15 protein-coding genes are annotated in these 14203 nt (G+C 62.9%); 7 read left to right on the top strand and 8 right to left on the bottom strand.

All coding sequences use genetic code 11. From position 1 onward, the window contains the following. The first annotated feature begins 197 nt into the window (after positions 1-197). The 3 genes from AC25BC_RS18180 to AC25BC_RS18170 all read left to right on the top strand — a co-directional run bounded on the left by AC25BC_RS18180 (position 198) and on the right by AC25BC_RS18170 (position 2897). Complete coding sequence (locus AC25BC_RS18180; RefSeq protein WP_011653476.1) at positions 198-683, top strand: DUF1036 domain-containing protein; 486 nt, start codon at positions 198-200, stop codon at positions 681-683. Beyond that, positions 683-2122, top strand: coding sequence for a pyruvate kinase (pyk, locus tag AC25BC_RS18175; protein ID WP_003542849.1), 1440 nt, complete (start codon positions 683-685; stop codon positions 2120-2122). The genes AC25BC_RS18180 and pyk overlap by 1 nt, the downstream gene beginning before the upstream one ends. Before the next feature lie 139 nt (positions 2123-2261). Continuing rightward, the gene (locus tag AC25BC_RS18170; RefSeq protein ID WP_012758927.1) at positions 2262-2897 is read left to right on the top strand and encodes a LysE family translocator; all 636 of its coding nucleotides are present in this window, start codon (positions 2262-2264) and stop codon (positions 2895-2897) included. Between the two features lie 2 nt (positions 2898-2899). Here AC25BC_RS18170 and AC25BC_RS18165 read toward each other — a convergent pair whose 3' ends face one another. From AC25BC_RS18165 to AC25BC_RS18155, 3 genes are read right to left on the bottom strand one after another with little or no spacing between them, the layout of a single operon-like run. Beyond that, complete coding sequence (locus tag AC25BC_RS18165; RefSeq protein ID WP_012758926.1) at positions 2900-3457, bottom strand: DUF4865 family protein; 558 nt, start codon at positions 3455-3457, stop codon at positions 2900-2902. Further along, entirely contained in the window at positions 3454-3858 is a 405-nt protein-coding gene (locus tag AC25BC_RS18160) for a cupin domain-containing protein (protein WP_012758925.1), read from the bottom strand. Before AC25BC_RS18160 ends, AC25BC_RS18165 begins: the two co-directional genes overlap by 4 nt. Beyond that, positions 3855-4274: a tautomerase family protein gene (locus AC25BC_RS18155; protein WP_128438529.1), complete on the bottom strand. Its 420-nt coding sequence runs from the start codon at positions 4272-4274 to the stop codon at positions 3855-3857. Before AC25BC_RS18155 ends, AC25BC_RS18160 begins: the two co-directional genes overlap by 4 nt. A 117-nt stretch (positions 4275-4391) precedes the next feature. Between AC25BC_RS18155 and AC25BC_RS18150 the strand changes: the two genes are divergently transcribed. Together AC25BC_RS18150 and AC25BC_RS18145 are read left to right on the top strand one after the other, a co-directional pair. Next, complete coding sequence (locus AC25BC_RS18150; protein WP_012758923.1) at positions 4392-5288, top strand: LysR substrate-binding domain-containing protein; 897 nt, start codon at positions 4392-4394, stop codon at positions 5286-5288. 230 nt (positions 5289-5518) lie between these two features. Further along, positions 5519-6325, top strand: coding sequence for a phytanoyl-CoA dioxygenase family protein (locus AC25BC_RS18145; RefSeq protein ID WP_012758922.1), 807 nt, complete (start codon positions 5519-5521; stop codon positions 6323-6325). A 141-nt stretch (positions 6326-6466) separates the two neighbouring features. On the opposite strand, the gene AC25BC_RS18140 is transcribed toward AC25BC_RS18145, so the two are convergent. Continuing rightward, positions 6467-7411: a GlxA family transcriptional regulator gene (locus AC25BC_RS18140; protein WP_012758921.1), complete on the bottom strand. Its 945-nt coding sequence runs from the start codon at positions 7409-7411 to the stop codon at positions 6467-6469. A gap of 128 nt (positions 7412-7539) precedes the next feature. On the opposite strand from AC25BC_RS18140, the gene AC25BC_RS18135 reads away from it, so the two are divergent. After that, positions 7540-8337 (top strand): SDR family NAD(P)-dependent oxidoreductase, encoded by a 798-nt coding sequence (locus AC25BC_RS18135; protein ID WP_012758920.1) that lies wholly within the window; start codon positions 7540-7542, stop codon positions 8335-8337. Between the two features lie 67 nt (positions 8338-8404). On the opposite strand, the gene AC25BC_RS18130 is transcribed toward AC25BC_RS18135, so the two are convergent. The 3 genes from AC25BC_RS18130 to AC25BC_RS18120 form a co-directional block, all read right to left on the bottom strand. Further along, positions 8405-9379 carry a threonine ammonia-lyase gene (locus AC25BC_RS18130; RefSeq protein WP_041935572.1) on the bottom strand — a complete coding sequence of 325 codons (975 nt, stop codon included), beginning with the start codon at positions 9377-9379 and terminating at the stop codon, positions 8405-8407. A gap of 156 nt (positions 9380-9535) precedes the next feature. Next, positions 9536-11272: a gamma-glutamyltransferase gene (gene ggt / locus AC25BC_RS18125; protein ID WP_012758918.1), complete on the bottom strand. Its 1737-nt coding sequence runs from the start codon at positions 11270-11272 to the stop codon at positions 9536-9538. Between the two features lie 76 nt (positions 11273-11348). Next, entirely contained in the window at positions 11349-12203 is an 855-nt protein-coding gene (locus tag AC25BC_RS18120; RefSeq protein WP_113548009.1) for a helix-turn-helix transcriptional regulator, read from the bottom strand. A gap of 116 nt (positions 12204-12319) precedes the next feature. Here AC25BC_RS18120 and AC25BC_RS18115 point away from each other — a divergent pair, with 116 nt between their 5' ends. Next, a complete protein-coding gene (locus tag AC25BC_RS18115) occupies positions 12320-13036 on the top strand; it encodes an SDR family oxidoreductase (RefSeq protein ID WP_012758916.1) in 717 nt (238 codons plus the stop codon). Between the two features lie 46 nt (positions 13037-13082). Here AC25BC_RS18115 and AC25BC_RS18110 read toward each other — a convergent pair whose 3' ends face one another. Then, on the bottom strand, positions 13083-14159 hold the full coding sequence (locus tag AC25BC_RS18110) for an alpha/beta fold hydrolase (protein ID WP_012758915.1): 1077 nt from the start codon (positions 14157-14159) through the stop codon (positions 13083-13085). Positions 14160-14203 lie beyond the last annotated feature (44 nt).

The following is a 14203-nucleotide window of genomic DNA, read 5'->3' as shown; positions in this document are numbered from 1 at the left end:
GAATTGCCGTTTGTCATTGCGCCGTTGGGCGCAGTGATCGCATGCACCTGCGGCAGGTTCAAGCGCGGCAGGGTGGGGAGAGGTTGAGTCGGACCCTCGACGGTGGTTATGAAAGGAAATATAATCGATTAGCATTGCGTTGACTTTCGCTTGACGGCGGCGCAAGAAGACACGGATACGAATAACCGTGGAGCTATTTGGGAGCCGTGTTGATCCAAGCCGCGCCAAGTTTCCTCACGCGGTCCGGACCGCTGGTCCGTCTCGCTCTGTTCGCTCTTGCAGCCGCCATGCCGTTTTTCATCGCAGATGCCGCACGCGCCGATTTTCGCGTCTGCAATGGAACACAAAATCTCGTCGGCGTCGCGATCGGATACCGGGCCAAGGATGGCTGGGTGACGGAGGGCTGGTGGCAGGTGCCGGCAACGACCTGCGCTACGCTGATCGAGGGAGAATTGCAGTCGCGTTATTATTACCTCTACGCAGAGGACGCCGCCCGGGGAGGACGATGGACGGGTGACGTGCAGATGTGCGTGGCGGAAAATGAATTCAAGATCTCGGGTGTGCAGGATTGTTATGCCCGCGGTTACCAGAAGATGGGATTCAAGGAATATGATACGGGCCGCCAGGGTAGCTGGATGGTTCAACTCTCCGACACCCCAGGGACGCAAGAAAGCCAGAATTGATGAAGCGTAATCGCAAAGTTAAAATCCTCGCCACCCTCGGGCCAGCCTCCTCCGAGGAATCGATGATCGAGAAGCTGCACCAGGCTGGTGCCGATGTCTTCCGCATCAACATGAGCCATGCGAGCCACGACATGATGCGTATGCTCATCCAGCGCATCCGCTCGGTCGAGGCGCGCTCCGGCCGGCCGATCGGCATTCTCGCCGACCTGCAGGGACCGAAACTGCGTGTCGGCAAGTTCGTCGACGGCAAGGTGGATCTGAAGCCCGGCCAGACCTTCACGCTCGACAACAACGAAGCCCTCGGCGACCAGAACCGCGTCTATCTGCCGCACCCCGAGATCCTAGAGTCGGTACAGCCCGGCCACCGCCTACTGATCGATGACGGCAAGCTCGCCCTGCGCGCAGAAAAATGCGACGGCAAGAGCATCGTCACGACTGTTATTTCGGGCACGCGCATCTCCGACCGCAAGGGCGTCAGCCTTCCCGACACGCTGCTCGGCGTCGGCGCGCTGACGGACAAGGACCGCGCCGATCTCGACGCAGTGCTTGCCACCGACGATGTCGACTGGGTGGCGCTTTCCTTCGTCCAGCGTCCCGACGACCTTGCCGAAGTGCGCAAGATCGCCCGCGGCCGCGTCGGCCTGATGTCGAAGATCGAAAAGCCGCAAGCTCTTGAGCGCATCGAGGAAATCATCGAGCTTTCCGATGCATTGATGGTCGCGCGCGGTGATCTCGGCGTCGAAATGCCGCTCGAATCGGTTCCTGGCATCCAGAAGCAGCTGATCCGTGCCTGCCGCCGTTCGGGCAAGCCGGTGGTCGTTGCCACGCAGATGCTGGAATCGATGATTTCAGCGCCGGTGCCGACACGCGCCGAAGTTTCCGACGTCGCGACCGCCGTTTTTGAAGGTGCGGATGCCGTCATGCTCTCGGCCGAATCGGCCTCGGGCGACTATCCCGTCGAAGCTGTGACGACGATGGCGTCGATTGCCACCGCCATCGAGCGCGAGCCGCATTATCCCGGCATCATCTATGCCCAGCGTGCCCAGCCGGAAGCGACCGGCGCCGATGCGATCTCGCTGGCCGCCCGTCAGATCGCCGAAACGCTGAAGCTGTCGGCGATCGTCTGTTACACCTCGTCGGGCACGACAGGCCTTCGTGCCTCGCGCGAGCGTCCGCAGGTGCCGATCCTGGCGCTGTCGCCGATCATCAAGACGGCGCGCCGTCTTGCCGTTGTCTGGGGCCTGCATTGCGTCGTCACCCATGACGCGACCGATCTCGACGATATGGTCAACCGCGCCTGCCGGATCGTCGCGGACGAAGGCTTCGGCAAGCCGGGCGATCGCATCATCATCTCGGCCGGTGTGCCGCTCGGCACGCCCGGCGCCACCAACATGATCCGCATCGCCTATATCGGCTCCGACGGCCAGAGCGGCGTCTGATCCAATCGCATGCCTTCGAAAGTCCGCTGCCCGAAGAGGCGGCGGGCTTTTTCGTTGACGGACTGGCATTGCCAAGCTTGGCGACGCATGCAAGTTTCGCTCCCTGGAGCTGGACATGCTCCGGGTTCGGAGGAGCATCATGGATATCGTCACGCTTCTGGCTTTTGCAGCCGTTTCTTTTGTCGGCATCGCGACGCCCGGGCCAACGGTGCTGTTGGCGCTGACCAACGGTTCTCGGCATGGCCTGCGCCGGGCAGTTGCCGGCATGATCGGCGCGGTGCTGTCCGATTTCGTGCTGATCGGCGCCGTCGCGATCGGGCTCGGTGCGCTGCTCGCTGCATCGGAATTCTGGTTCTCGATGCTGAAATGGGCGGGTGCCGCCTATCTCGCTTTTCTCGGCATCATGCTGCTGCGTTCGAAGGGCACGATCGATGCGGCTTTGAAGTCCGGAGCGCCTGCGGGCGCGACTTCGCCCTTCTCGATCGGGCTGAAGAGCTTCATGGTCGCGGCGACCAATCCGAAGGGCTACCTGTTCTTCTCGGCCTTTCTGCCGCAGTTCATCGACCCGACCCTGCCGCAGGCAACGCAATACACGTTGCTCGCGCTGGTCTTTGCCGCGCTCGATTTCCTCATCATGTTCGGCTACGCCTTCTTCGGTTCGCAGGCCGTGCGTTTCCTCAAAACCTCCAGCGCCATGTGGCTGGAGCGGGCCTGCGGTGGCGCGCTGCTGGCGCTTGCCGGCTCGCTTGCATTCTATCGCCGGGCAACCGCTTGAGGTCAGGGTCGAGCCAGGGATAGATGGCCGACGCGATAGGCCTGCGTCTGCTCGCCGATCTCGGGAATTTCTCGCCACAGTCTGAAGCGTACCCGCGTCCAGGTCGTCGGTTCGAAGCCGGAGACGGAGGCGAGTGCCCTGCCCGTCGCAACGTCGGCTCCAGCCTCCGCGCTTTCGGCCTGGCGGATGTCGGCGAGCGGCGCATAAGGCTCTGTCTGCAGGACATCGCGTGTGGCGAACTTGGCTGAGGCGATATCAGGCGAGATTTCTGCCTGCCAGACGATCCAGGTCCTCACCTGTGGCCAGCCGAAGGCGCTGGTGAGAGCCTCGAAACCTGGGCCGCAGAGGAATTCGCTTGCTCCTTCCGGCCTCTGCCAGAGATAGAAGGGCGCATAGAGATTGTCGCGGTTGCCGAACTCCCCCTTGCGGGCGCTGAGATAGGCTTTGAAGCCGAGATCGGGGAAGCCGTCGAGCAGCGGACCCTTGTCGCGGATGCGGCGGTCGATGATCGACATGTCGTAGTCCGCGGGCAGGGGGAAGCTGTACTGCATGGTCATCATGACCGTGTCTCCACCGGTTGCAGCCATTCGACGACGCTGCCGTTTTCCTTCGGCTGGATACTGATATAGCTGAAGGGGCTGTCATCGGCCGCGCCATGCCAGTGACGCTCGCCCAGCGCAAACCAGACGGCATCGCCGGGACGCAATGCTTCGATCGGGCCGCCCTCGGTCTGCGCCAACCCATGGCCCGAAAGCACATAGAGCAACTGGCCTCTGGGATGGGTGTGCCAACGGGTGATGGTGCCGGGTTCGAGCGTGGCGCGCATTGCGGTGTTCTCACCATCGGCGCTGCCTTCGAGCAGCATCTCGACCCAGAAAGGCGAGGTTGCGACGCCCTCCGGCGAGCGGACCGCCCTGCCAGGGCGTCTGATGGTCATGGTCTTCGGGTTCGAAGCGATCATTGCCGGCCTCCAGCCACACGAAGCCGCCAGTCTGGGTCTGTCATCTGGGCAATGCCATTGCCGAAGGACCAGTCTTCCGGTGTGCTGGTGCTGATGACGATCATTACGTCCTCCGGCCGGAGGCCCGGCGATTGCGCCAGGAGATCGGCGAGCCGCCGATAGAGCGCTGCCTTCATCTTGCCGGTGCGAGGCCTGCCGATCGTGATCGAGATGTAGACGAAGTCGTCCGAGCGCGGGCCGGCAAGATAGCTGCGATCGAAGATCAACTCGCGCTCGTCATGCTGGTGGATGGCCTGGAAGCGGTCGTTTTCGGGCACGTCGAAGGTCTCGACCAGGGCGTGCTGGATGTTGTCGGCCAGTGCCATGAGGTAGTCCGGCGACTTGCCTTTACGAAGGGAAATGCGAACGAAGGGCATCGGAATCTCCATGGTTCAGGCCGTCGGTCGGCCTTGACAGCAGAACCATCGCACGGCACGATGATGCTGAAAATCAGAATTTTATGGATGAATGATCCTGAAAAATAGGACTATTTAATGCGACGGACGATCTTCGATCTCGAAGTGCTTCGAACCTTTTCGACCGGCATGGAACTCGGCAATTTCGCCAAGGCGGCCGAGCGGCTCGGGCGTTCGACCTCTGCAGTGAGTGCGCAGCTGAAGAAGCTCGAGGAGCAGGCGGGCACGCCGATCTTCCGCAAGGCGGGGCGCGGGCTGGCGCTGACCGATGCCGGCGAGACGATGCTCGGTTATGCCAGGCGGCTGCTGGAGCTCAACGACGAGGCGGCTGCCGCCGTTAACAGCGTCGAGCTGGAAGGCTGGGTGCGGCTCGGCCTGCAGGAGGATTTCGGCGAAACCCTGCTGCCTGATGTGCTCGGCCGCTTTGCGCGTGCCCACCCGAAGGTTCGGATCGAAGCGCGGGTGGTACGCAATGCCGAACTGCTGGAGCGCGTCACATCGGGCAAGCTCGATCTGGCGCTTGCCTGGAGCGACGGCACGCTGACGGCGCATTGCGAGCGGATCGGCGAAGTGCCGATGCGCTGGATCGGACCTGCCGAGGGGCAGCCGGCCTGGCAAGCCGCAAGCGGCGAGCCGATGCCGCTCGCTTCGCTGGAGGCGCCATGCCTGCTGCGCAGTGCAGCGACCAAGGCACTTGATGAGGCGGGCATTTCCTGGCGGCTCGCCTTCGTCAGTCCCAGTCTCGGCGGTCTTTGGGCTGCGACGGCGGCTGGCCTCGGTCTCACCATCCGCACGCCGGTTGGCCTGCCGGCGAAGGTCCGGCCGCTGGCGCCGGGGGCGATCGGCTTGCCGGATTTGCCGAAGCTCGGCCTGGTCCTGCATCGGGCGGAAGCCGAACCGCAGCCGGCTGCGGCCCGGCTTGCCGAACTCGTGCTGCAGTCGGTGCATGGCGCGTTGCGCGGGGTGGTGGCCTGACATCTCCGCATTGACCCGTCGGACGCGTGGCTGTAGCTTTGGGCCGCTATGAAGACGTTCACCCTCAATATCGCTTCGGTCTTCTTCTTGAGCCGCTGAGGCTCTGCCTTCGGGCATCAGAAGATGGGGCCGCTGACCAGCCTTTGCGGCTGGCGCGTTGCCGTGAAACGTAACCACCCTGCGTCTGGCCAAGGAAAGAGCCGGCAGGATTGGCGATAGAGAGAGATTTCATGACATCAGATGTTTATCCGGCGGCACTGAGTGCTGCGCAGATCGAGCAATTCATCGACGACGGTTTCGTCAGGATCGACGACGCTTTTCCCCTCGCATTGGCCAAGGAAGCTCGAGCCATCATGTGGCGCGACATTCCCTTCGATGCGGATGATCCAAGGACGTGGACGCAGCCAGTCGTGCGGCTTGCCGGCTATGGCGGCGGGCCATTCGAGAAAGCCGTCAATACGCCGGTGTTGCATTCGGCCTTCGACCAGCTCGTCGGCAAGGGTCGCTGGGAGCCGCGCAGCGGGCTTGGCAGTTTCCCGGTCCGCTTTCCCCATCCCGATGATCCCGGCGATGCCGGTTGGCATGTCGATCTGAGCTTTGCCGGCGAGGATTCCAATCGGGATGAGCAGCGGGACTTTTCCGCCTGGCGGGTGAATATCACCTCGCGCGGGCGGGCGTTGCTGATGCTCTTCCTGTTCTCGGATGTCGGGGAACAGGATGCGCCGACCCGCATCCGCGTCGGTTCGCACAAGGATATTGCCCGCCTTCTTGAGCCAGCGGGCGAGTCGGGAATGGCCTATCTTAGGTTGGAGCACGTCGGGGAAGACCGGCCGCTGGCCTTGGCGACAGGGCGGGCGGGTACCGTCTATCTATGCCATCCGTTTCTCATCCACGCAGCGCAGATGCATCGCGGCAAGCAGCCGCGTTTCATGGCGCAGCCCGGCCTTGCACCTTCCGAACCCATTCGGCTCGAACGGGAGGACGGTGCCTATTCAGCGGTCGAGACGGCAATACGCCGGGCGCTTCAGGAGCGGTAACGAGAACAGGATGCATCCTGCCGCCTACAGCGCTGCGCGTCTTTTCAGACGCGCAAAGGACGCTGTAGCACTTTGAATTGCTGCATAATTTTACCCTTAAATCGATTCCGATTTAAGGAATTATGCAGCAGGCCGGGTGCATCACATCTGCAGTTCCTGCAGGGCGGCGCGCCGAATTGCCTGCGGCGGCTGACCGAAAGCGCGAAGGAAGGCGCGGCGCATGCGCTCGCGATCGGCAAAGCCGGTTTCGCGGGCAACGACATCGATCGGGTGGCGGCCCTGCTCCATCATCAGCCGGGCCGCTTCCAGCCTCAGGTTCTCGACGGCCTTCGCCGGCGACTGCCCGGTTTCGTCGCGGAAGGCGCGGCTGAACTGACGGGGGCTGAGATGGGCGACTTCCGCCAACTCCTCCACCGAAAGCGCCGATTTCAGATTGCTGCGGGCGTGGGCGAGCGCCTTTTGGATCCGGTCCGATTTTGGCTCCAGTTCCAGAAGGGCTGAGAATTGCGACTGGCCGCCGGCGCGGCGATGATAGACGACGAGCTTGCGGGAAACGGCGCGCGCCACCTCGAAACCATGATCCTTCTCGACCATCGCCAAAGCCAGGTCGAGACCGGCCGTCATGCCTGCCGAGGTCCAGATGGAACCGTCGATGATGAAGATCCGGTCCTCTTCCATCTTTATCTTGGGATAGCGGCTTTGCAGCTCGCGAGAGACATACCAGTGCGTCGTCGCGCGGCGGCCGTCGAGGATGCCGGCTTCGGCAAGAAAGAAGGCGCCGGTGCAGATCGACGCCAAGCGACGTGTGGCGGGCAGGGCGGCACGAATGAAGTCGGCTTCTGCGGCATTCGGCAGCCTGATATCGGGCGCGCCCGCCACGATCAGGGTGTCGAGGGCCGGGGTGCCGAAGGCCTCCGTCTCCATCATCATGCCAAGCGAGTTGGCAACCGGCCCGCCATTTTCGGAGAGGTAGCGGATCTCGTAAACCTTTTCCTCGAGTTCGAGATTGGCGAATTCGAAGGCGGAGACGGCCGCCAGGCTCATTATCTGAAAGCCGGGATAGAGCAGAAAGCCGATTTGCTGCATGATCGTCGCGTCCTGAAAAGGAATGTCCTGAAAGGTGGTATATATGGCATTCAGGACGCGCACAATCGCGCGTAAGACTCTCCTCAAGCGCAAGGCATTGGGCCGGCGCGCACGCAAGGAGACGGATCATGACACAGGACCATAAGGGTACGGCACTGGTAACAGGCGCATCCTCGGGCATCGGCGCAGTCTATGCCCACAGGCTGGCGAAGCAGGGCTACAATCTCATTCTCGTTGCCCGCAACGGCGAACGGTTGAAGACGCTGGCAAGCCGGCTGACCGATGAGACCGGCCGGACGGTCGAGACTGTCGTTGCCGATCTCGGCAACCGGGCCGATCTCGGCCGCATCGAAGGGGTGTTGAAGGAAGACCGGAGCATCACGCTGCTGGTCAACAATGCCGGTGTCGGTGGAACGGCGCCGCTGCTTTCCGCCGATGTCGACAAGATGCAGGAGATGATCGAGCTCAACGTCACGGCGCTGACGCGGCTGACCTATGCCGCCGTGCCGGGTTTCGCTACACGCGGCGGCGGCACGATCATCAATATTGCGTCCATCGTCGCGATCGCGCCGGAGCTGCTGAACGGTGTTTACGGCGGTACGAAGGCCTTCGTGCTCGCCTTCAGCCAGTCGCTGAAGCACGAATTGGCGGAGAAGAACATTCGCGTGCAGGCCGTGCTGCCCGGCGCCACCGCCACGGAATTCTGGGACATCGCCGGCACGCCGGTTGAACATTTGCCGAATGAGATCGTAATGTCGGCAGAAAATATGGTCGATGCGTCGCTCGCAGGTCTTGAGCAGGGCGAATTTGCAACGATCCCCTCGCTTGAGGATGCAGGCCTGCTTGCCGCCTACGAGCAGGCGCGTCAGGCATTGATGCCGAATCTCTCGCGCACCGCGCCGGCGAAACGCTACAAGGTCGCGTAATTGTAAAAGATAGAAACCATCCGCGGCTGCTGCTGCGGATGGTCGACGGCGTTCACTTGCACGATGTTCAGCCGAAACGTTCCAGAGCCATGGCGAAGATATCGGGATCGACATTGCCGCCGGAGGTGACCACGACGGCTGTGTCGCTTTCCAGGGCATCGCCATGGAAGAGGGCGGCGGCGAGCGCCACGGCGCCGCCGGGCTCGACGACGATCTTCAATCGCGAGAAGGCAAGCGCCATGGCCCGCAGCGCCTCCTCGTCGGTGACGACGATGCCGGCGCCGGCGAGGCGCTTGAGGATCGGGAAGGTGATGTTGCCCGGCTGCGGCGTGACGATCGCATCGCAGATCGAGCCCGATACCGCCGCGTTGCGTTCGATCTTGCCGGAGGCGAGCGAGCGGGTCGTGTCGTCGAAATCCCTGGGCTCGCAGGGACGGACGCGAAAGCCGGGGGAGCTGGCTTCGAGGGCCAGCGCAATGCCGGAGGTCAATCCGCCGCCGCCGCAGGGAACGAGGACTTCGGCGGATGTCACGCCTTCCTCCCCAGCCTGCTCGGAGATTTCGAGACCGGTCGTGCCCTGACCGGCGATGACGAGCGGTTCGTCGAAGGGCTTGATCAGCGTCAGGCCGCGCTCGGCCGAAAGTCTCGCGCCGATCTCGTCGCGATCCTCGTTGACGCGGTCGTAGAGCACCACTTCAGCGCCGAAGGCGCGGGTGTTGGCGATCTTCAGCTTCGGCGCATCGCTCGGCATGATGATGACGGAGGGCACGCCGTGCAGCTTGGCCGCAAGCGCAACGCCCTGGGCGTGGTTGCCGGAGGAAAAGGCGATGACGCCCTTCGAGCGTACCGCAGCATCGAGGCCGGAGACGGCCGACCAGCCGCCGCGAAACTTGAACGAGCCGGAATGCTGCAGGCATTCCGCTTTCACGAACAGACGCCGGCCGGCAATCTCATTCAAAAAAGGAGAGGAGAGAAGCGGCGTGCGCCTTGCATGACCGCGCAGACGGGCGCGAGCTGCGACAATCATTTCAATGCTAGCCATCCGGGAATCTTTCTGCTTGCGGGTTCGCCCATGCATAGGGCGCGGCAAGCCAATTGTGAACGGCGACTTTGTCACGGTGACATGAATGGTGCCACCGCTGCTTCTTGAGCCGCGTTGCGCTTTCCGCCGACTGTTTGATCAGGCGATCTCGAAGCGTCAGTAGCCGCTTGCCGACCCTTCCGCTGCGCGGCTATCCATGGCGCCATTGTAGCGGGCGCCGCCGCCCTTTTCGATTGCCGCAAGGCTTTTGCCGCCGACGAGGATGCCTGCGGCCTGGCCCCATTGCGGCGCGTCATTGCCGCCATCGAAGCTGTAGCCCATGGCGGCAAGCGTCTTTTCGGTATCGGGCGAGAGTGCATAGGGTTCGAGAAAGACCTTGTCGGGCTGCCATTGGTGGTGGACACGCGGGGCGTTGACCGCCTGACTGATATCCATGCCGAAATCGACGACATTGAGGATCGCTTCCAATGTGATGGTGATGATGCGCGAGCCGCCGGGGCTGCCGATCACCATGAATGGTTTGCCGTCCCGGGTGACGATCGTCGGGCTCATCGAGGAAAGCGGCGTCTTCTTCGGGGCGATGGCATTGGCTTCGCCCTGCACCAATCCGTAGAGGTTCGGCACACCGGGCTTGGAGGTGAAATCGTCCATCTCGTTGTTGAGTAGGACACCCGTGCCGGGCGCGACGACCGCGGCGCCGAAGGAGCCGTTCAGCGTATAGGTGACGGCGACCGCATTGCCCTCGTCGTCGACGATCGAATAATGCGTCGTCTCGGTGCTTTCCTTGCCGCCGAGCGGTTTCAGGTTCGCCGAGGCGCCGGCCCTGTAGGGATCGATCTTGGCGGCAATTTCCGAGGCATATTTCTTGTCGAGCAGTTTCTCGACCGGGTTCTCGACGAAATCAGGATCGCCGAGCGCTGCATTGCGGTCGACATAGGCGTAGCGCATGGCCTCGACCATGATGTGCACGGTTTCGGCCGAGTTATAGCCGAGATAGGAGAGCGGATAACCTTCGAGAACGTTGAGGATCTCGCAGATGATGACGCCGCCGGAAGACGGCGGTGGCGAGGAAATGATGTCGTAGCCGCGGTAATTGCACTCGATCGGCTTCAATTCCCGCACGGCATATTGCTCGAAATCCTCCTTGGCGAGGATGCCGCCCTTGGCCTGGCTCGCCTTGACGATCGCCTCGGCGGGGGCGGCCTTGTAGAAGGCGTCGGGGCCTTTTTCGGAAATGCCTGCCAGGACTGCGGCAAGGTCCGGCTGCTGGAGTTTTTCGCCGGATGCATAGGGTTTACCATCAGGTTTCAGGAAGATCTTCGCCGCCGCCTCATCCTTGGCGAGGCGCTTGGCGTTGCCGGCGAAACTTGCGGCGTCGCCCTGTTCCAGCGTGAAACCTTCCTTGGCGAAGCGAAGTGCCGGCGCGATCAGTTCTTCGCGCGACTTGCTGCCGTATTTCTCGCGCGCGGTCTCGAAGCCCATGACGGAGCCCGGCACGCCAACGGCAAGATAGCCGTCGAGGCTGGCGCGCGGCACGATATCGCCCTTGGCATCGAGATACATAGTCTTCGTTGCGGCAAGCGGCGCGCGTTCGCGAAAATCGAGGAAGGTCTTCGTGCCGTCCTTCAGGCGGATGGTCATGAAGCCGCCACCGCCGAGATTGCCGGCCGAGGGATAGACCACCGCCAGCGCATAACCGACGGCGACCGCCGCATCGACGGCGTTACCGCCGCTTTTCAGCACGTCGACGCCGACATCGGTCGCCAGATGCTGGGCGGTGACGACCATGCCGTGCTCGGCTTCGACGGGCGCAGGCGAGGCGGCGAAAGCCGAGGTCAGGCTCAGCGACAAAGCTGATATGACGGAGATCGTCCCGATATGCAGGCGGCCCATGATTTCCCCTCCTATGGACAATGATGGAAAAACATATGGGACTGCGGCAGCCCGAGGCAATGCAAGGGGTTGGCTTTTATGTGAGGAGCTCGGCGAGTTTCCGGTTGGTGTCGTCATCATCGAGCGGCGTATAGACGATGAGTTTCATTTCCGGCCGGCTGGTCAGTGTTAGGCCGGTATGTTCGAAGGACATGCGGCCCTTGACGGGATGGTTGATGCGCTTGATGCCGGATAGCGGACTGACGACCTCATGGCGCTGCCACCAATCACGAAATTCAGGGCTTGACTGTTTCAGCAGCGTGATCAGCCGATCGAAATCCGGATCGCCGGCATAACGCGCACTGTCGGCGCGAAACATCGCCAGCGAGACGCGGGCAACTGCTTCCCAGTCGACGAGCAGCTTGCGATGCGCGGGGTCGGCAAAGAGGCGATGCATGGTATTGCGCTCGTCGCGGTCGAGCGTGTCGTAACCGCCGAACAGCACCTCGGCGGCACGGTTCCAGGCGAGCACGTCCCACCGGCGGCCGAGCACATAGGCCGGCTGGTGTGTCAGGTTGGCGAGCATGCGCTGCAGCGGCTCGTCGACACATTCGGGTGCGGACGAGATTGCCTGAGGCACTTGCCGATTGTTGAGGATGAAGAGATGCCGGCGCTCGGCCTCGTCGAGGCGCAGCGCATCGGCAAGGGCGTTGAGCACCTGAATGGAGGGCCGGATGTCGCGGCCCTGTTCCAGCCAGGTGTACCAGGTGGTGCCGACGCCGGCGAGCATGGCGAGCTCCTCGCGGCGGAGACCCGGCGTGCGTCGGCGAAACCCCTCCGGCAGGCCAACTTCGGAGGGCGTCAGCCGCTCGCGACGGGAACGCAGAAAGGCTGCGAATTCACGGCGGCGGGCATCGAATGTATCGGGTCTCTGGTCCATGGGAGCGATTATATCAGTATCAATACCAGGATAAAACTGGAACTGTTTGCCGTTTCCAGGCCGCGCATGATGCCGGTGCCGCGGGTGATTGAAACGCCCGCGGCTCGATCAATTCAAGGAGCAGCATCATGTCTTCGCAGCATGTGGTCGTCATCGGCGGTTCTTCCGGCATCGGCCTTGCCACGGCGAAATTGCTGTTGAAACAGGGGTATACCGTTACCATTGCGGGCCGCGACGGCGAAAAGCTTGCCGCGGCGACGGCATCGCTCGCGGGCGAACTGCGCAGCCTCGTGCTCGATGCGGCGGAGCTCTCCGGTCTCGGGGAGGCTTTTTCCCAGATCGGCGCATTCGGTCATCTCGTGCTGGCGATGGGCAGCGGTCACGGTGCCGGACCCTTCGTGACGCTCGACATGGCGGATCTGCTTGCCGGGTTTCAGACCAAGCTCATCCCGCATGCCGCGGCAGCCCAGGCGGCACTGCCGCTGCTGCAGCCGGGCGGCAGCATCACCTTCGTTTCGGCGGTCAGCGCGCAAGCTGCGATGCCTGGCACGGCTGGACTTGCGGCCGTCAATGCCGGCATCGAGGCGATGGTGCCGGTGCTTGCCGCCGAATTGAAGCCGCTGCGCGTCAACGGCGTTTCCCCCGGGGTCGTCGATACGCCGTGGTGGAATTTCCTGCCGCCCGAGCAGCGCGACAGCGTCTTTGCGGATTTCGCCGGCCGCACGCCGGTCGGCCGTGTCGGCAGGCCGGAGGATATCGCGGAGGCGATTGCCTTCCTGATCGGAAACGGATTTATGAGTGGCCATGTCATCACCTGCGATGGTGGCGTCAGTCTCGGCGCCTGAGGCAGGTTTCGGACGATGCTGACAAAATTATGCAGCATTCAAAGTGCTACGGCGTCCTCGGCGCCTCTGAAAAGACGTGGGGTCCTGTCGGCCCCAACGATGGTACGGCTGCGGCCGTCCGATCGCGTGAGGCCGCGGCAAGCCTCTCTTCGGCCCTGCGGGCGATCGCCTGCAGGTCGCGCGGCTTGCCTGATATCTTCTCCATGGCGGCGATGGCGACATCGGTTGCGAGGTAATCCGGCTTGTGGCCGACGCCGCGAACGGTGATGAGTTCGGAGCCTGATATATCGCGGGCAAGGCCGCGCGAGTGCAGGTGTTCCCAGACGATCTCGTCGCTGTCGCCTGTTATGATGACGGTCGGAGCGGTGATCTGCGAATAGAGCAGCGACTGCTCCTTCACATAGGCAAGCAGTCGTTTGAAATCGTCGGCATTGTTCTGGAACGCGCTGGGACGCAGTACCAGCGACGGACCGGTTTTTTCGATGTAGTCGGCCGGGCGCGGATTGGGGCGGAATACATTCAGCGTGCCCCGCTCCAGCCGGCTGAGCCCAAGCGGCACGACGATTGCGTGGTTGAAGAGCCAGCCGACGATCGGCACGGTTGCCAGGTGATAGTACCAGTCGATGCCGCCTGGCCATGGATGAGTGGCGGGCGCGAGGAAGAGCAGGCCGGCGGTTTTGTCAGGATGGCGCAGGCCGAAGGCGGCGGTGATCGCGCCGCCGAAGGAATGGCCGACGATGATCGCCTTTTCGATGCCGCGCTTCTCCATCAGTCTGGCGATTGCATCGGCCTGGCCGGAGGGGACGGCGTTCTCAGGACCGCCGCGTTCGGAATAGCCATGACCGGGGCGATCGACGAACAGCATTTCCGCCCGGCCTTCGAGTGCGGCGCGGAAGGCCACGACCTGGTCGAGCAGATTGCCGCTGGCGCCGTGAATGAAGACCAGAGCCGGCAGATCCGAATTTTCTGGCGGCGGGACGTGGACCGCATTCATGCGGTAGCCGCCGATATCGGTCAGTTCGCCGATATTCGGATAGGCGTGTTCAAATTGCCGCGCCTTATAAGTGGAGTAACCGATGGCGGCGGCGAGCGGGGCGAGAAGAGCGGAAACTTCTGCAAGCATGATCTCAACAAGCGGTAATTGCGGGATGACCTGCGAGCGGGCAC

The organism is Rhizobium sp. WSM409, assembly GCF_057653825.1.
The sequence above is the reverse complement of the archived record's forward strand: the minus strand, read 5'-3'. Positions and strand labels throughout refer to the sequence as shown.